The sequence below is a fragment of the Silanimonas sp. genome (assembly GCF_027531545.1).
In the GTDB taxonomy this organism is placed as follows: Bacteria; Pseudomonadota; Gammaproteobacteria; order Xanthomonadales; family Xanthomonadaceae; genus Silanimonas.
The window spans coordinates 268,759-284,186 of record NZ_JAPZSC010000006.1 but is presented as its reverse complement, the minus strand read 5'-3'; the positions used below and the strand labels follow the sequence as shown (position 1 = coordinate 284,186).

Sequence of the window (15,428 nt, the reverse complement as noted above, 5' to 3'; positions counted from 1 at the left end):
GAGAGCCCTATGGCCGGCCCCACCCGCACCGAACGCGACAGCATGGGCGAGCTCGCCGTGCCGGCCGAGGCCCTCTGGGGCGCGCAGACCCAGCGCGCGGTGGAGAACTTCCCGATCTCCGGTTGGCGCATGCCGCGCGGCTTCCTGCGCGCCCTCGGGCTGATCAAGGCCGCGGCCGCCGAGGCGAATGCGGGGCTGGGCCTGCTCGATGCCAAGCGCGGCGAAGCGATCCGCGATGCGGCGCTGAAGGTGGCCGCCGGCGAGTTCGATGCCGAGTTCCCGGTTGACGTGTTCCAGACCGGCTCGGGCACCTCGAGCAACATGAATGCGAACGAGGTGATCGCCCACGTGGCGCATTCACTCGGCGGCATGGCCGTGCACCCCAACGACCACGTCAATCTCGGGCAGAGCTCGAACGACGTGGTGCCCACGGCGATCCAGGTGGGCGCCGTCTTGGCCGTGCGAGAGCGCCTGCTGCCGGCGCTGGAGCACCTTCGGCACGTCGTCCAGCGCCGTGCCCACGAGCATCTCGGAACGGTCAAGACCGGCCGCACGCACTTGATGGACGCGATGCCGCTGACGCTGGGGCAGGAGCTCTTCGCCTGGGCCAGCCAGGTCGGCCACGCCGAGGAGCGCCTCAAGGATGCCGAGCGCCGACTGCGGGCCTTGCCGCTCGGCGGCACGGCCGTGGGGACGGGCATCAACGCCCATCCGCGGTTCGCCGAACGCGCCATCGCCGTGCTGGCGCAGGACACCGGCGTGCCGTTCCAAGCTGCGGCGAATCCGTTCATGGGCATCGCCGCGCAGGACGGCGCGGTGGAACTCTCCGGCCAGCTCAACGGCCTCGCCGTGGTGCTGATGAAGATCAGCAACGACCTGCGCTGGATGAACTCCGGGCCGTTGGCGGGCTTGGGCGAAATCGAACTGCCCGCCCTGCAGCCGGGCAGTTCGATCATGCCGGGCAAGGTCAACCCGGTGATCCCCGAGGCCGTGGCCATGGTCGCCGCGCAGGTGATGGGCATGCACGCCACCATTTCGGTGGCCGCGCAAAGCGGCAACTTCCAGCTCAACGTGATGCTGCCGGTGATCGCCCACAACCTGCTCTGGGCCATCGAGCTCAGCGCCAATGCCGCGCGCCTGCTCGCCGATCGCGCCATCGCCGGCTTCACCGTGCGCGAGGACCGGCTGCAGGAGGCGCTGGCGCGCAACCCCATCCTCGTCACGGCCTTGAACCCGCTGATCGGCTACGAGAAGGCGGCGTCCATCGCAAAGAAGGCCTACGCGAGCGGGCGGCCGATCCTCGACGTCGCCGTCGAGGAGACCGGATTGAACCGCGAGGTGCTGGCGAAGGCGCTGGATCCGCTGGCGTTGACGAAAGGCGGGATCGTGGAGGGCTTGGCTGGCGGCGGCTGAGACGCCCGGCGATCCTTGCGGGATCGGCCGGTTTGGGGTCGGCCCGCGACGTCGCCTAGGATCAGAGCCCCAGAACCCGAGACCCGCCCATGCCCGTGCCGATGCGCTCCGCCTTGTTCGCCGCCACCCTGCTGGCCCTTGTGCCAACGCTGTCCGCCGCCGCCCCATCGACGACGACGCCGGCGCAGGGCCGAGTCATCAACTCAGCGGACGACTTCGCGGTATTGGCACCACGAGCGCGCATCGAGCCCGAAAACCGGATGCTCACCGAGCGCATCGAGACCCTGCTGCCGAAGCTGATGGCCGAGGCGGAGCTCGATATGTGGCTGGTGCTCAACCGCGAGTACGCCGAAGACCCGGTCTACTTCACCCTCGTGCCGCAGCCCAGCTTCGCGGCGCGTCGCACGACGATGCTGGTGTTCCACCGAAAGCCCGATGGCACGGTGGACCGCCTGTCCGTCAACACCTATCCGCTGGGCCCGCCCTTTGAGGCGGCGTGGTCGGGTGGCAACCTCGACGAACAGTGGGCGGCACTCGGCAAACTCATCGGCGAGAAGAACCCGAAGCGCATCGGCATCAACGTCTCGCGCCACTGGCCGGTGGCCGATGGCCTGACCGCGGGGCTCGACAAACGCCTGCGGGAGGTACTTCCGGAAGGTTTCGAAGATCGATTGGTCCCCGCCGAGAACCTCGTCATCCGCTGGCTGGAAACCCGTTCGCCGGGCGAGCTTGAGGTCTACCCGCACATCATGGGCATCGCACGCGGTGTCATCGCGGAAGCGTTCAGCGCGCGAGTCATCACGCCCGGCGTCACCACCACCGACGACGTGGCCTGGTACATCCGTGAGCGTTTCGAATCCTTGGGCCTGCCGATCTGGTTCATGCCCTACGTGAACCTCCAACGCCCCGGCCTCGCCTGCGACGCGGAGAACCCGTTCTGCGGCGAGAGCGGCGTGATCCGCCCTGGCGACGTGCTGCATACCGACGTCGGCATCTGCTACTTGAAGCTCTGCACCGACACGCAGGAAATGGCCTACGTGCCGAAGCCGGGCGAAGCCGACGTGCCGGTGGGCCTCGTGCGCGCGCTGGCCACCGGCAACCGCTGGCAGGACCTGCTCACGTCGCAGTTCGTCGCCGGGCGCACCGGCAACGACATCCTGCAGCGCACGCGCGATGCCGCAGGGAAGGCCGACATCATCAGCAACACCTACACGCATCCGCTCGGCTTCTTCGGCCATGCACCGGGCCCGACCATCGGCATGTGGGACAACCCCGGCTTGAACGCCGACACCGGCGAGTGGCCGCTGCATGCGAACACGGTCTACGCCATTGAAGGCAACATCGCGCAGGCCGTGCCCGAGTGGGGTGGCCAGTGGGTACGCATCAAGCTGGAGCAAGGCGCGCTGTTCGACGGCGAGCGGGTGATCTACCTCGCCGGCCGGCAGACGCAGTGGCACGTTGTGCGCTGAGCCTCGCTTCGCCTTCAGCGGCCTGAAGCGCGCTTCCAGAGGTGCTTCAGGCCGGGGATGAGCCCCCGGTGCACGGCGAAAGAGATCGCAGCGAAGGCGAAGGCGAAGATCGAGGGCAGGATCGTGCCGATGGCCACCATCGCACCGGCGAGGAAACCGAGGACGATCTCACCGCGCCACACGGGGAACGCCAGCGAGAGCGCAAGCAGGCTGCCGAGGACCCACGTCCCGTCGATGTCGGGGCGGACGACCACGAAGGCGGCGATTGCGCCGCCGGCCGCAAGGCCGCCCAGCAGCCCGGCCACCATGCCGGGCCGCCAGCGCGGGCGAAGGCCCGTGCCGATCGCCCGACGACGGATCGACGGGGCGTAGAGCACCGCCAGCAGGGGCAACCACAGCAGGCCCCACGCGTTCGAGATCGCCGGCATCGACGGATCGGCGAGGAAGTGGTGGCTGGCGATACCGCCCTGCGACCACTCCCAGCCGAGGTGCAAGGCAACGAGGCCCGCTGCGATGGCGGCGAGCCTCAGGCGCCAGCCCCCGACGGAGAGCGCCATCGTCAGGAACTGACGGTGGCTTCGGCTTCGGTTTCCGCGGGTGCGGTGGGCTCGGCGGCGGTGTCGTCCGACGCCGACTTGCAGTCCGTGTCGACGTTGATGCTCTTGGCGTAGGGCGCGAACTCGGGCACCAGCGCGGTCAGGCGCTCCTGCGCGACCTCGAGGCCTTCGACCTGGTCGCAGAGCGCGAGCGCGGCAGCCTCGATCTTCTTCGCTTCGGCTTCGATGCGGGCCTCGGCCCCCTCGGCATTGCCGCCAAAGATGCTCTCGATCGCGAGGGCGGCCGCTTCCCCGCCGATCGCGGCGCCCTGGCGCCCGATGGCCATACCAGCCTCGGCTACGGCCAGCACTTCCTTGCGGTAGGCGAGCGCGGCTTCGCGCTGTTCGGCGCTGAAGGGCACGGCCGTGCCGTTGATCAGCAGGTCGCCCTGCGGGGTCAGTTCGGCCTTCGGGCCGACACCGTCCACCTGCAGAGAGAGGTTCTCCTCCTGCAGCTTGCGGCTGGCCTCGGCCAGGGCCTTGTCGACTTCGCCGCCCGCGGCGGTGGCTTCGGCGACCCCTTGGCGGGTCTCGTCGGCGATCTGCTGGGCGGTGCTGCGGGCCTGTTCGCCGCAGGCCGTGCCGGCAAGCGCGAGGGTCAGGGCGAGGGCAATGGGGGACAGTCGCGAGAGGCGCATGGGGATTCCTCGGGATGGGGGTTGAAGGGTCAGCCGCCGATGACGACGCGACCGCGGATGTCACGGGTGTCGATGTTCTCGAGGGCGCCGCGGTCGGCGACGACCACGTCGCCATCGACGTTCTCGATGTCGACATCTCCGGAACCGACGCTGCCGATGCGCACGGCGCCGCGCACGCCGCGCAGGGCGATGTCGCCGGAGCCGACGGAGGCGATGCGGGCATCGCCGCGCACGCCGTCGACGCTGATCGAGCCGCTGCCGGCGGACATCGAGGCGACCGGGCCGACATCGAGCATGTCGACGTCACCGGAACCGACGCTGGCGCGCACATCACCCTGCACGCGCTTGAGTACGGCATCGCCCGAGCCGACATCCACGGAGACCGCGGTGGCACCGTCGACGACGAGGTCGCCGGAGCCGACGTCGCCTTCGACGCGCCCGACCTGGCGCAGCGCCACGTCGCCCGAGCCGACGTCGACATCAATGCGGGAAAGGCCCGTCAGGGCCGCGTCGCCCGAACCGACGGCCAGCGACAGCGGCATGTCGGCCGGCAGGGAGAGGCTGATTTCGCGCCAGGTGTACACGTCGGTGCCGAACAGGCCATAGATCGTGATCGAGCTGTTTCGACTCGCGATGTGCAAGGTGTCGCCACGCCGTTCGACGCTCATGCGGCTTTCGGCCGCGCGCTCGGCGGTCGAGGCGCAGTGCTTGATGGCAAGCGACGGCGCGCCCGGCGTGACGGTGAGTTCATCGGCGCCGATCTCGACCACGACTCGGCTGACGCCGGTGAGGTCAAGCGCGGGCGCTTCGGAGCGGGAGTGCTCGCAACGGTCGGCGGCCATGGAGGGGAAGGCCAGGACGCAGGCCGTTGCGAGCAGCAAGGGGCGCAGCAGGGTGCGGGTGTTCGGGGAGGACATCGTGGGGGCTCCGATTCGGGGGCGGGGTGCCCGGCGCAGGCCGGGCACCGGAGGGCATCAGGCGTCTTCGCGCCAGCGGCGCAGGCGGATGGCGACGGCGACGAGGGCAGCGGCGGCGGCCACACCGATCCACAGCGAGGGCGACGTCAGGCTGACGTAGCTCATCGACACCAGCTCGAACACGCTTTGTTCGGTGGGCTGGAAGTCGTCGACGCGCTCCCAGTTCTCGGAGAAGGCGAACCACATGCCGGGCAGGAAGCTGCCGAACAGGCGGCCGACGATGTTCTCCCAGAACCACTCCGCGCCGAGGTCGCGGTCGAACATGGCCTGCTGCCAGGAGAGCAGGATGCCCGCAAGCACCGGCGTGCCCACCGCCCACAGGAAGGGCGCGCGCTTGGCCCAGGCCGAGACCGCCATGCACCAAGCGATGCTCGGCAGCACCCACAGCGCGTACACAGGGATCACGGCCAGTACGGCGAGCGGGGCCAGGTAGAACTCGCTGGTGGCAAGCAGCCTGGGGAGCAGGTTGGCACCGAAGGCCGACATCGTCAGTGCGGCGATGATGGCGACCAAGGTGCCGACCACGATGCCCACCAAGGCGGTGATCAGTGGAGTGACCAAGGCCATGGAAGCGAGCTTCGAGAGCACCGTGGCGGCGTTCGAGACCGGCATCGATTTCCAGAACAGCACGCTGCGGTCGCGGCGGTCGTCGTAAAGCGAGCCGAGGGCGTAGAACAGCACGACGAAGGCCAGCACCGCGGCTAGCGGGGCCATCGAGGGCACGATGGCGAAAGCCAGGCCTTCGGCGATCTGCTGCTGCGTCTGCGTGGCCAGAACCGTGCCGTCGGTGACGATGCGCTCGCCATTGACCCGGAAGCTGCCGTCCTTCGCCGCGACGCCGATCGCCGCGCTGATGCCGGCGGCGCCGAGCATCAGCCCGCCGACCACCACGGGCGCCCAGAGCATGCCGCCCTTGTGTTCCCAGAACTCGCGTTTCAGCAGGGTGGGGAAGGTGTTCATGCGTAGGTTCCTTTCATCGTGGCGACGAACAGGTCGGCGACACCCGGGGTGCGGAGTTCGCCGAGCTCGGCCAGGCGGTCGCGCGGCTGGCCATCGAACAGGAAGACGGTCTTGCCGAACACGCTGCGCTCGTCGATGGGCTTGAGCGCGCGGGCGGCCTCGGTCTTGTCGCTGCCGACCATCACTTCGTGGAAGCGTTCGCCCACATCGTCCATCGTGGCCTGCAGCACCAGCTTGCCGTCGCGGATGAACACGAGATCGGTGAGGATGTGCTCGATCTCTTCCACCTGGTGGGTGGTGACGATGATCGTCTTCTCCTCGTCGAAGTAGCGCTCGAGTAGGTCCTTGTAGAACTGCTTGCGGTAGAGGATGTCGAGGCCGAGCGTCGGCTCGTCCAGCACCAGCAGCTTGGCGTCGATGGCCATGACCAGTGCGAGGTGCAGCTGCACGATCATGCCCTTGGACATCGCCTTGACCTTCATCTTCGGGTCGAGCTTGGTGTGGGCAAGGAAGGCCTGGCACTTCTCGCGGTTGAAGCGCGGGTGCACGCCGGCGACGAAGTCGATGGCCTGCGCGACGCTGATCCAGCGCGGCAGCACGGCGACGTCGGCGATGAAGCACACGTCCTTCATCAGGGCGTCGCGCTGGGTGCGCGGGTCGTGGCCCAGCACCTTCATGTCGCCTTCGAAGTCGATCAGGCCGAGCATGGCCTTCAGCGTCGTGGTCTTGCCCGAGCCGTTCGGGCCGATCAGGCCGACGATGCGCCCGGGGGCGATGTCGAAGTCGATGCGGTCCACGGCGACGGACTTGCCGTAGCGCTTGGCCAGCCCACGGGCGGAAACGGTCATCGTGCTCATGCGTGGACTCCGTTGATCGGCTTGGCCGCGAGCAGTTGCTCGGGGTTCAGACCAAGGCGCTCGATGCGGGCCAGCACCTGCGGCCATTCTTCCTTCAGGAAGCGCTCGCGCTCGGAGGCGAGCAGTTTTTCCCGAGCTCCATCGATGACGTACATCCCCAGTCCCCTTCGTTTTTCCACCAAGGCCTCGTCGGCCAGTTCCTGATAGGCGCGTGACACGGTGATCGGATTGAGCTGGTAGTCGGCGGCCACCTGGCGCACCGAGGGGAGGGCATCCCCTTCCTTCAGCTCACCGTCGAGCACCATGGCCACGACGCGCTCCTTGAGTTGCCGATAGATCGGCGTGCTGTCACTCCAGGCGATGCTCATCACGGGGCTCCCGCGCTGGCGCGCTTGCCGAAGGAGAAGAAGGGCATCGCGTGCGGCGAACGGGCACCGGCGCGAGCGGTGGTCTGGCCGGCACGGGCGTCGACCTGCGCGATGGCGGCGACGGCCTGCTGGCTGGCATTGGCGGCCAGGCTGCCCGGACGGGGCGGTTCACCCAGGGCGTAGCCGAGCGAGGTCACGCCGGCGGCGAGGACCAGGGCGCTCAGGCTGTTGCGGAGGCGGGTGTTCATGGCGGGACCTCAGTGAGGTGGGTGGGTGGTGTTGTATGAAACTATAACACCAGATTTCGGGCCGTCAACACCCCGAACACGGGGAATGAGCAAACTGATGGCATAGACCGGCATCGGCTGGTTGCACCGAGGAGAAGACAATGAAGGCTTGGATCGGCGCCCTGGCGCTGGTGGTCGGGATGGGCGCAGGCGCGTATGCGGGTGGAGCGCAGGCCGGGGTGCTGGACCACGAGTTCCGCCGTCTGGCGGGGCAGGATCGGGTCAATCTCGCGCAGGCCTACGCCGGTCAGGTGCTGCTGGTGGTCAACACGGCGAGCAAATGCGGCCTTACGCCGCAGTACGAAGGCCTGGAAGCCCTGCACCAGAAGTACGCCGCGCAGGGCTTCGCGGTGCTCGGCTTCCCGTCGAACGACTTCATGGGCCAGGAGCCCGGCAGCGAGTCGGAGATCCAGGAATTCTGCACGCTCACCTACGGCGTGAAGTTCCCGATGTTCGAGAAGGTCGTCGTGCGTGGCGCCGAAGCCACGCCGTTCTATCGCGAACTGGCCGCGGCGACCGGTGACCAGCCCGGCTGGAACTTCCACAAGTACCTGATCGGTCGCGATGGCTCGGTCATCGCGAGCTTCGGCAGCCGCACCAAACCGGATGCGCCGGTGATCGTCGAAGCCATCGAGAAGGCAATCGCCGCGCCGAAGCCCTGAGGCCTCAGACGCGCTTCAGCACGGCCTCGATCATCCAGCCCAACACGGGAATGTGGCGGAACAGGCCGTCCGCCGCATTCCAGTAGTCCTGGTGGTAGACGACGCGGCCTTCTGCGTCGAAGCGCAGGTGGGAGAGGCCGATGCTCTCGGTGTCCTGGCCTTTCTTGAAGCGCTTGAAGCGGATCAGCATGCGCCAGCGCAGCAGGTATTCGCCTTCGGGATTGCGCGTGCTGTCGATGATTTCGACACGGCAGTGTTCGACGGCCTCGGCGCTCTCGCGAAGGTAGTGCGCGAGGGCCTCGCGGCCGACGACCGTCTTCAACGTGTCGTTGAACCAGATGTCCTCGGCATAGGTCGCGGGGAGCAGGCGCTCGATGCGGTCGGGCGCGAAGCTGGAGAAAAACGCCGCGAAGGCATCGAGGGCGCGGGCTTCCGCGTCGCTGCCGGCTGCGGGAGGATGCGAATGGCGGCGTCGTGCCGCATCGAGGGCTTGGAAGGTATCCATGAGCGGATTGGAGCGCGAGGCACGTCGGGAGTACATGACGGTACAGGACCTCTACCAGCCGCCGCTGCCGCGTGCCGCGGTGTGGCTGACGTGGTCGGGACTGCTGCCGTTTCTCGCCGCCCTGCTGGCCTGGGGCGCGGGCGGCCTGCTCGACGAGCCGCGCCCCTTGGCGATCGGCAGCAAGGCCTTCCTCGTGTATTCGGCGGTGATCCTGAGCTTCCTCGGCGGGGTGCGCTGGGGTCGGGTGATGAGCGCAGGTGCCGGGGCGCCGGGCTACGTGCTCGCCGTGCTGCCGAGCCTGTGGGCCTTCCCGGCCCTGTTCCTCCCGACGCTGTACGCCTTGGCCGCGCTCGCCGCGGGCTTCGGGCTGGCCCTGTGGTTCGACACCCGGGCCGACGCCTTGCCCGCCACGCCGGGCTTCCGCCAATTGCGGCGGAACATCTCGGCCGCCGTCATCACCGCCCACGGCCTGGCGATGGGCCTGTGCTGGCACTTTGCCGGTGGGCTCGCGACGTCCTGAGGCGCGCATTGCCGAAGCCCGCCTTCGAGGCCACAATCGGCGGCCCGCCGCGTCCGTGGCGGTTCCGACTGATGGAGTCCGTTCCCCCATGCTGAACACCCGTTCCCTGGCCGCCACCGCCCTGCTGGGCCTTTGCGTTTTCGCTGCGCCGGCCTTCGCCCAGAACCCGACCGCCGCCCCGGCCCCGGCGGAAGGCCCGGCCACGCTGCAGCTCCCGGCCATCGAAGGCCTGCGGACCGACAACGAGAAGATCAGCTACATGATCGGCCTGCAGATGGCGAACAGCCTGCAGCAGGTCAAGGACTACGTGGATCCGGCCACGCTCGCCAAGGCCATCCAGGCCGGCCTCGCCGGCGAAGGCCAGCTGATGACCGACGCCCAGGCGCAGGAAGTGGGCATGGCCTTCGGCCAGTTCATGCAGCGCAAGCAGGCGGCGATGATCGCCGAGCAGGGCGCGAAGAACCTCGCCGAAGGCGAAGCCTTCCTCGCCTCGAACAAGGCCAAGGCCGGCGTGCGCACGACCGAGAGCGGCCTGCAGTACCAGGTGGTCCGCGCCGGCGCTGGCGCCCAGCCGACCGCCGCCGACACCGTGAAGGTGCACTACCGCGGCACGCTGCTCGACGGCAAGGAGTTCGACAGCTCCTACGCCCGCAACGAGCCGGCCACGTTCCCGCTGGCCGGCGTGATTCCGGGCTGGACGGAAGGCGTGCAGCTGATGCCGGTGGGTTCGAAGTACGTGTTCTGGATCCCGGCCGCGCTGGCCTACGGCCCGAACGGTGCCGGCCAGGACATCCCGCCGAACGCCACGCTGAAGTTCGAAGTCGAGCTGCTCGAGATCGTGAAGCAGGACGCCGCGACGCCGGCCCAGTAAGCCGCTCGCCACGCAGTCACGGAAAGGCCGCGGTTCGCCGCGGCCTTTCTGTTATCCGGTGGGCGTGGCTCAGTCGAGATCGCTGGCGTTGCAGCGCGGCGCGACGGCCGTCCCCGGCACGAGCGCCCAGGCGCGGCGGTTCGATAGCCCCACGTCGATCACCTGCGCGGTATCCACGCACCCCGGCACCGTGTCGGCGCGGGCGAGCACCCAACGCGTGGCCGGCGCTTCGGCCAGCCAGGCGGCCCCGGAGCGCCACTGCGCCTTGCCGGAGGTCTTGAAGCCGAAATCGGTCACGGGGCGGTCGGCCTGCAAGCGCATCTGTTCCGTCCACGCGACCAGCGCCAGCTCGGCATCCGCAGGAAGACGCTCCGCCACGGCGGCCATGACCGTGCGGCCCGAGCTGCTGGGATCGAGGGCGGGCCGCAGCACCAAGCCGTAACTGGTCCAGACGATGGCAGTGAGGGCGAGCAGGCCGGGAACGACGCGCTTCGTGCGGGTGGCGAGGACGGCGACGAGGCCGAGCGCACCGGCGGCAAGCAGGCCGAGGAACACCATGCGGACGTCGCTATCCGCGATGCCGCGCGATCCAGCGAAACGTTCCGACCAGGCCTCGGGTCCCACGAGGCCGGCCAGCCCGACCACGGTCAGCAGCGCGGCGAGGAACAGGCCATAGCCGAACAGGATGCGCCGAACACCGATGCGCTCGAGCAGCGCGCCCAGCACGGGCGCGGCGGCCACGCAGAGCACCGGCAGGGCCGGGAAGATGTAGACGCCGCGCTTGCCCGGGCTGGCCGAGAAGAACAGCAGCACCATGACCACCCACGCCAGCAGGGTGATCGTCACCGGATCGCCCTCGCCCAGACGCCGCCACCACGCGGGCAGCAGCCAAGGCAGCAGCAGAGCGCCCGGCAGCCAGAGCGAGGCGATGACTTCGGTGTAGTACCACCACGGCTTGATGTGGTGCCACGCGTTCACGTAGCGCTCGCCGGTCTGCTTGAACAACAGTTCGGCGACGTAGGCCTTCAACTCCGGATTGGGGTTGCGCAGCACCTCCACCGCGATCGGCGCCAGCCACACGGCCGTGCCGGCGAGGAAGGCCGGCAGCACGAGAGACCAGCGCAGCCGCCACGGGCCGCGCGGGGCACCCGGCAGCGGCAGGGTGCCGCGACGTTCGAGGATGAAGGCCGGCAGCAGCATCAGCAGGGGCAGGAAGCCGACGCCCTTGGTGACCGTGCCGAGGCCGGCGAGGAACGCCCCGAACCACAGCCAGCGCGGCGAATGGCCGAGGAACAGGTGCCGCCCCATGGCCCAGACCGCGCCCATGATCATGGCCACGACCACCATGTCGATCTGTGCGCGTTTCGCCTGCAGTCCGAACTGCAGGCACAGCGCCAATGCGACGGAGGCCGCCATGGCGGCCTGCGGCCCCCAAAGGCGCTTCGCCAAGTCGTACACGAGCCACAGCGTCAGCACGCCCGCGAGCAGCGAGGGGAGCAGGAAGGCGATGCGGAGATCGCCCAGCACCGCGTAGGCGCTGGCCTGCAGCCACATGAACACCGGCGGCTTCTCGGCGTAGATCTCGCTGCCGCGGTGGGGCACCAGCCAGTTGCCGGTGTCCACCATGTCCTGCGCCATCATGGCGAAGCGGGGCTCGTCGGGCGGCGTGGGTTCGCGAAGGCCGATGCCGGCGCCCAGCACGAGGAAGGCCGCGATCAGCCAGAAAACGAGGCGACGCTGCTCAGGACGAAGCACGGGGTCCCTCGTTGTCCGAAGCGCCGGCTTTGTCCCAGCCCCGGTGGCGGATGTCGAGCCACAGGCTGTAGCAGGCGGTGAAGGTGGGGAAGAGGTTCTGCAAGGCGCCGACGGAATCGCGCTTGCTGGAGAACAGGAAGTAGGACAGCACCATGAGGCTGCCGAGGATGCTCATGTACCAGAACAGACGCGGGATGACGGGCTTGCCGGCGCGGCGGCTGGCGATGAACTGCACGATCCAGCGTCCGCCGAACATCAGCGCGCCGAGATAGCCGATCAGCTTCCACGGCGTGACGTGGATGCCGGTCCAGTCGAGCCAGAGGATTTCCTGGTTCATGCGCGCTTGGGCTCCGCGGCCGGGAATTCCCTGACGGCCGTGCGCCTTGATCGGCGGATCAGCCAGATCACCCCGCGCAGGTCGGCAAAGGCCACGAGCAGGCGGCCGAAGTTGGTGTACTTCGACGTGCCGGCGCCGCGCTCGCGGTGGTTCACCGGCACGCTCACCGTCTTCCAGCCGGCCCGCTGGAACAGCGCGGGCAGGTAGCGGTGCATGTGGTCGAAGTAGGGCAGGTCGAGGAAGGCCTCGCGCTCGAACAGCTTCAGGCCGCAGCCGGTGTCGGGCGTGGCGTCGTGAAGCAGGCGGGCGCGGACGGCGTTCGCGATGCGCGAGCTGATGCGCTTGCCGGCGTTGTCGCGGCGCGTGGTGCGCCAGCCGGCGAAGCATTTGGTTTCGGCGTCGGAGATGGTGCGCGTCGCGAGCAGCAGGCGGATGTCGGCCGGATCGTTCTGCCCGTCGCCGTCGAGCGTGGCGATCCACTCGCCGCGCGCGGCCTTGATGCCGTTGCGGATGGCCGTGCTCTGGCCGCTCTGCTGTGCGTGGGACAGCACGCGTAGTTCCGGATGGCGATGCTGGGCCTGCTTGAGCTCATCCAACGTCCCGTCCCTCGACGCGTCGTCGACGAAAACCATCTCGAAGGCGGTCCGGCCGCGAAGGGCCTCGGCCACCTCGTCGACCAGCCGGCCGACATTGCCCTGCTCATTGAAAGCCGGGACGACGACGCTCAAGGGGGGGCGGAGGGCTTGCGGTTCACTCATGGGTTTGGCGGGGAAGGGGTCGGGAACTTGGGCGCGAAGTCTAGGCTAGGTGGCGTGCAGAAAGCCTTAAGCACATTGGCGATGAGACGCTATCGCGGCCGTGGCTGCCGGGTGGGGGCGGGTACCGGCGAAGCACGCGCTGCAAATGGACACGTTCGCCCGCTATTGTGCCGCCTGCGTTCAGCCATTCGGAGCGGTGCATGCGCGTCAGCGTGTTTGGAACAGGGTATGTGGGGCTGGTGACCGGCGCCTGCCTCGCCGAGGTCGGCCACCAGGTGGTCTGCGTGGATGTCGATGCCGCGAAGATCGCCGGACTGCGCGAAGGCCGTATCCCGATCTTCGAGCCTGGACTGGACGACCTGGTCCGCAACAACCATCGCGCCGGGCGGCTCGATTTCTCGACCGATGCCGACTTGGCAATCTCGCACGCGCGAATCGTTTTCATCGCCGTGGGCACCCCGCCCGACGAGGACGGTAGCGCCGACCTGCGCCACGTGTTGGCCGTGGCGCGCACGCTCGGCCGGCACATCGCCCAGCCCACCGTCATCGTCAACAAGAGCACGGTGCCCGTGGGAACTGCCGATCGCGTCCGCGAAGTCGTGGCCGCCGAGCTGGCCGCCCGGGGAGCCGACGTCGAGTTCCACGTCGTTTCCAATCCCGAGTTCCTGAAAGAGGGTGCGGCGGTCGCCGACTGCCTGCGTCCTGATCGCATCATCCTCGGCAGCCGCGATGCCGGCGCCATCGAGAAGATGAAGCGGCTCTACGCTCCGTTCAACCGCAACCACGAGCGCGTCATCGTCATGGACGAACGCTCGGCCGAGCTGACCAAGTACGCCGCGAACGCCATGCTGGCGACGAAGATCAGCTTCATGAACGAGATGGCGAACATCGCCGAGCGCGTCGGGGCCGACATCGAAGCGGTGCGCCATGGCATCGGCAGCGACCCGCGCATCGGATGGCATTTCATCTATCCCGGTGCCGGCTACGGCGGCAGTTGCTTTCCGAAGGACGTGCAGGCGCTGGAGCGCACGGCGCGGCAGCACGGCTACGGCGCGCGCATCCTCGAGGCGGTGGAGGGCGTCAACGACCGCCAGAAGGGCAAGCTGTTCGAGCTGATCGCGCGGCATTTCGGCGACGACGTGCGCGGCCGGACGTTCGCGGTCTGGGGCCTAGCGTTCAAGCCCAACACCGACGACATGCGGGAAGCTTCCAGTCGAATGCTGCTGCAACAACTCTGGGACGCCGGCGCCCGAGTGCGGGCGCACGACCCGGAGGCGATGGACGAAGCGCGGCGGATCTTCGGCGAGCGCGAGGACCTGGTGCTGTGCCCGACCCCCGAGGACGCGGTCGCGGGGGCCGATGCGCTGGTCGTCGTGACCGAGTGGAAGGCCTTCTGGAGCCCGGACTTCGACGCTTTGAGGCACACTTTGGGGGCCGGCGTCGTCTTCGACGGCCGGAACGTCTACGACCCGAAGGAAGTGGAAGAAGCAGGCCTCGCGTACTACGGCATCGGCCGGGGGCGCAGCCTCCTCGCCCCGAAGCCGAATGCCCAGCCCTGACCGCGACACCACCGCCGACCGTCGGCTCACCGAACTCGAAACCCGCCTGGCCTTCCAGGAGCACGCGATGCAGGAGCTTTCTGAAGCCCTTGCCGATGCGCGCATCGAAGGCCAGAAGAACCGCGAGCTGCTGACCCGCGTGCTCGACGACCTCAAGCAACTGCGCCGCGCGCTGATGGCCGATCCGGCCAGCGAGCCGCCGCCGCCGCATTACTGATCCTCCATGAGCGACAGCCTGAAAGACCAGCTGCTCGGCCTCGGTTTCAAGGCCGCGCCGAAGCCCGAACGCGCCGAGCGCAAACCCGACGCCAAGCGCGAACACCGACCGTCGGGCGGCGAACGCCCCCAGACTGGGAAGCCCGGTGGTGCGAAGCCCGGCGGTGGCAAGCCCGGTGCTACCCGCGACGGGCGAGGCCCCCGTGGCCCGCGCCCCGAACAGCGTGGCGGCGGCAAGCCGCGCACGCAGGAGGAGATCGATCTCGCCAAGGCGTACGCGCTTCGCGCGGAAACCGAGAAGCGTGAGCGGATGGCGGCCGAACAGGCCAAGCAGGAGGCCGCGCGCGTCCGCCGCGAGGCGAAGGCGACGCTGGATGCCTTCCTCGTCGGCAAAGCGCTCAACGATGCGGCCGCCGAGCACGCGCGGCATTTCCCGTATGGCGGGAAGATCAAGCGCATCCACGTGACGCCCGACCAGCTGAAGGCCCTCAACGCCGGCGAGCTTGGCGTCGTGCAGAGCAACGGGCGCTACCTTCTGGTCACGGCAGGCGTGCTCGCCGAGGCGAAGGCGATCTTTCCCGACGCGGTGGCGCTCGAGGTGGACCCCAACGCGCCGCCCGGCAGCGACGAATACGCCGATCCTCAGTACCAGGTGCCCGACGACCTCGTCTGGTGAGCCG

At 68.8% G+C, this 15,428-nt stretch carries 19 protein-coding genes; 8 read left to right on the top strand and 11 right to left on the bottom strand.

What is annotated here, in order from left to right:
- The first annotated feature begins 9 nt into the window (after positions 1–9).
- Together O9280_RS05600 and O9280_RS05595 are read left to right on the top strand one after the other, a co-directional pair.
- Positions 10–1,413 (top strand): class II fumarate hydratase, encoded by a 1,404-nt coding sequence (locus O9280_RS05600; RefSeq protein ID WP_298339918.1) that lies wholly within the window; start codon positions 10–12, stop codon positions 1,411–1,413.
- An 89-nt stretch (positions 1,414–1,502) separates the two neighbouring features.
- Positions 1,503–2,882: a M24 family metallopeptidase gene (locus tag O9280_RS05595; protein ID WP_298339915.1), complete on the top strand. Its 1,380-nt coding sequence runs from the start codon at positions 1,503–1,505 to the stop codon at positions 2,880–2,882.
- Positions 2,883–2,896: 14 nt separating this feature from the next.
- On the opposite strand, the gene O9280_RS05590 is transcribed toward O9280_RS05595, so the two are convergent.
- Genes O9280_RS05590 through O9280_RS05560 form a run of 7 tightly spaced genes read right to left on the bottom strand, consistent with a single transcriptional unit; the run spans position 2,897 to position 7,526 of the window.
- Complete coding sequence (locus O9280_RS05590; RefSeq protein ID WP_298339912.1) at positions 2,897–3,439, bottom strand: hypothetical protein; 543 nt, start codon at positions 3,437–3,439, stop codon at positions 2,897–2,899.
- A gap of 2 nt (positions 3,440–3,441) precedes the next feature.
- Positions 3,442–4,116, bottom strand: a complete 675-nt coding sequence (locus O9280_RS05585) for a hypothetical protein (RefSeq protein ID WP_298339909.1) — start codon at positions 4,114–4,116, stop codon at positions 3,442–3,444.
- A gap of 29 nt (positions 4,117–4,145) precedes the next feature.
- A complete protein-coding gene (locus tag O9280_RS05580; protein ID WP_298339906.1) occupies positions 4,146–5,033 on the bottom strand; it encodes a DUF4097 family beta strand repeat-containing protein in 888 nt (295 codons plus the stop codon).
- Between the two features lie 57 nt (positions 5,034–5,090).
- Positions 5,091–6,053, bottom strand: coding sequence for a hypothetical protein (locus tag O9280_RS05575; RefSeq protein ID WP_298339903.1), 963 nt, complete (start codon positions 6,051–6,053; stop codon positions 5,091–5,093).
- Positions 6,050–6,910, bottom strand: coding sequence for an ABC transporter ATP-binding protein (locus O9280_RS05570; protein WP_298339900.1), 861 nt, complete (start codon positions 6,908–6,910; stop codon positions 6,050–6,052). Before O9280_RS05570 ends, O9280_RS05575 begins: the two co-directional genes overlap by 4 nt.
- Positions 6,907–7,278: a GntR family transcriptional regulator gene (locus O9280_RS05565; RefSeq protein ID WP_298339897.1), complete on the bottom strand. Its 372-nt coding sequence runs from the start codon at positions 7,276–7,278 to the stop codon at positions 6,907–6,909. The genes O9280_RS05570 and O9280_RS05565 overlap by 4 nt, the downstream gene beginning before the upstream one ends.
- Positions 7,278–7,526, bottom strand: coding sequence for a hypothetical protein (locus tag O9280_RS05560; protein WP_298339894.1), 249 nt, complete (start codon positions 7,524–7,526; stop codon positions 7,278–7,280). The genes O9280_RS05565 and O9280_RS05560 overlap by 1 nt, the downstream gene beginning before the upstream one ends.
- A gap of 179 nt (positions 7,527–7,705) precedes the next feature.
- On the opposite strand from O9280_RS05560, the gene O9280_RS05555 reads away from it, so the two are divergent.
- Entirely contained in the window at positions 7,706–8,227 is a 522-nt protein-coding gene (locus O9280_RS05555; RefSeq protein WP_298340613.1) for a glutathione peroxidase, read from the top strand.
- A 4-nt stretch (positions 8,228–8,231) separates the two neighbouring features.
- Here O9280_RS05555 and O9280_RS05550 read toward each other — a convergent pair whose 3' ends face one another.
- A complete protein-coding gene (locus O9280_RS05550) occupies positions 8,232–8,732 on the bottom strand; it encodes a nuclear transport factor 2 family protein (RefSeq protein WP_298339891.1) in 501 nt (166 codons plus the stop codon).
- Here O9280_RS05550 and O9280_RS05545 point away from each other — a divergent pair.
- Together O9280_RS05545 and O9280_RS05540 are read left to right on the top strand one after the other, a co-directional pair.
- Entirely contained in the window at positions 8,731–9,252 is a 522-nt protein-coding gene (locus tag O9280_RS05545; RefSeq protein WP_298339886.1) for a DUF3429 domain-containing protein, read from the top strand. The genes O9280_RS05550 and O9280_RS05545 overlap by 2 nt on opposite strands.
- A gap of 88 nt (positions 9,253–9,340) precedes the next feature.
- Positions 9,341–10,123, top strand: coding sequence for an FKBP-type peptidyl-prolyl cis-trans isomerase (locus tag O9280_RS05540; protein WP_298339884.1), 783 nt, complete (start codon positions 9,341–9,343; stop codon positions 10,121–10,123).
- A 69-nt stretch (positions 10,124–10,192) separates the two neighbouring features.
- Here O9280_RS05540 and O9280_RS05535 read toward each other — a convergent pair whose 3' ends face one another.
- From O9280_RS05535 to O9280_RS05525, 3 genes are read right to left on the bottom strand one after another with little or no spacing between them, the layout of a single operon-like run.
- Positions 10,193–11,878 (bottom strand): glycosyltransferase family 39 protein, encoded by a 1,686-nt coding sequence (locus O9280_RS05535; RefSeq protein ID WP_298339881.1) that lies wholly within the window; start codon positions 11,876–11,878, stop codon positions 10,193–10,195.
- Complete coding sequence (locus tag O9280_RS05530) at positions 11,865–12,215, bottom strand: lipid-A-disaccharide synthase N-terminal domain-containing protein (RefSeq protein WP_298339878.1); 351 nt, start codon at positions 12,213–12,215, stop codon at positions 11,865–11,867. The genes O9280_RS05535 and O9280_RS05530 overlap by 14 nt, the downstream gene beginning before the upstream one ends.
- Positions 12,212–12,973: a glycosyltransferase family 2 protein gene (locus O9280_RS05525; RefSeq protein WP_298339875.1), complete on the bottom strand. Its 762-nt coding sequence runs from the start codon at positions 12,971–12,973 to the stop codon at positions 12,212–12,214. Before O9280_RS05525 ends, O9280_RS05530 begins: the two co-directional genes overlap by 4 nt.
- A gap of 200 nt (positions 12,974–13,173) precedes the next feature.
- Between O9280_RS05525 and O9280_RS05520 the strand changes: the two genes are divergently transcribed.
- Genes O9280_RS05520 through O9280_RS05510 form a run of 3 tightly spaced genes read left to right on the top strand, consistent with a single transcriptional unit; the run spans position 13,174 to position 15,424 of the window.
- On the top strand, positions 13,174–14,532 hold the full coding sequence (locus tag O9280_RS05520) for a UDP-glucose/GDP-mannose dehydrogenase family protein (protein ID WP_298339871.1): 1,359 nt from the start codon (positions 13,174–13,176) through the stop codon (positions 14,530–14,532).
- On the top strand, positions 14,519–14,749 hold the full coding sequence (locus tag O9280_RS05515; RefSeq protein WP_297866552.1) for a SlyX family protein: 231 nt from the start codon (positions 14,519–14,521) through the stop codon (positions 14,747–14,749). The genes O9280_RS05520 and O9280_RS05515 overlap by 14 nt, the downstream gene beginning before the upstream one ends.
- Positions 14,750–14,755: 6 nt before the next feature.
- Positions 14,756–15,424, top strand: coding sequence for a DUF2058 family protein (locus O9280_RS05510; protein ID WP_298339868.1), 669 nt, complete (start codon positions 14,756–14,758; stop codon positions 15,422–15,424).
- Positions 15,425–15,428: the final 4 nt, after the last annotated feature.

Bases quoted from the DNA above. Each gene is read 5' to 3' on its own strand.
- O9280_RS05600 (WP_298339918.1), top strand. From the start codon at position 10: ATGGCCGGCCCCACCCGCACCGAACGCGACAGCATGGGCGAGCTCGCC.
- O9280_RS05595 (WP_298339915.1), top strand. From the start codon at position 1,503: ATGCCCGTGCCGATGCGCTCCGCCTTGTTCGCCGCCACCCTGCTGGCC.
- O9280_RS05590 (WP_298339912.1), bottom strand. From the start codon at position 3,439: ATGGCGCTCTCCGTCGGGGGCTGGCGCCTGAGGCTCGCCGCCATCGCA.
- O9280_RS05585 (WP_298339909.1), bottom strand. From the start codon at position 4,116: ATGCGCCTCTCGCGACTGTCCCCCATTGCCCTCGCCCTGACCCTCGCG.
- O9280_RS05580 (WP_298339906.1), bottom strand. From the start codon at position 5,033: ATGTCCTCCCCGAACACCCGCACCCTGCTGCGCCCCTTGCTGCTCGCA.
- O9280_RS05575 (WP_298339903.1), bottom strand. From the start codon at position 6,053: ATGAACACCTTCCCCACCCTGCTGAAACGCGAGTTCTGGGAACACAAG.
- O9280_RS05570 (WP_298339900.1), bottom strand. From the start codon at position 6,910: ATGAGCACGATGACCGTTTCCGCCCGTGGGCTGGCCAAGCGCTACGGC.
- O9280_RS05565 (WP_298339897.1), bottom strand. From the start codon at position 7,278: ATGAGCATCGCCTGGAGTGACAGCACGCCGATCTATCGGCAACTCAAG.
- O9280_RS05560 (WP_298339894.1), bottom strand. From the start codon at position 7,526: ATGAACACCCGCCTCCGCAACAGCCTGAGCGCCCTGGTCCTCGCCGCC.
- O9280_RS05555 (WP_298340613.1), top strand. From the start codon at position 7,706: ATGGGCGCAGGCGCGTATGCGGGTGGAGCGCAGGCCGGGGTGCTGGAC.
- O9280_RS05545 (WP_298339886.1), top strand. From the start codon at position 8,731: ATGAGCGGATTGGAGCGCGAGGCACGTCGGGAGTACATGACGGTACAG.
- O9280_RS05550 (WP_298339891.1), bottom strand. From the start codon at position 8,732: ATGGATACCTTCCAAGCCCTCGATGCGGCACGACGCCGCCATTCGCAT.
- O9280_RS05540 (WP_298339884.1), top strand. From the start codon at position 9,341: ATGCTGAACACCCGTTCCCTGGCCGCCACCGCCCTGCTGGGCCTTTGC.
- O9280_RS05530 (WP_298339878.1), bottom strand. From the start codon at position 12,215: ATGAACCAGGAAATCCTCTGGCTCGACTGGACCGGCATCCACGTCACG.
- O9280_RS05525 (WP_298339875.1), bottom strand. From the start codon at position 12,973: ATGAGTGAACCGCAAGCCCTCCGCCCCCCCTTGAGCGTCGTCGTCCCG.
- O9280_RS05520 (WP_298339871.1), top strand. From the start codon at position 13,174: ATGCGCGTCAGCGTGTTTGGAACAGGGTATGTGGGGCTGGTGACCGGC.
- O9280_RS05515 (WP_297866552.1), top strand. From the start codon at position 14,519: ATGCCCAGCCCTGACCGCGACACCACCGCCGACCGTCGGCTCACCGAA.
- O9280_RS05510 (WP_298339868.1), top strand. From the start codon at position 14,756: ATGAGCGACAGCCTGAAAGACCAGCTGCTCGGCCTCGGTTTCAAGGCC.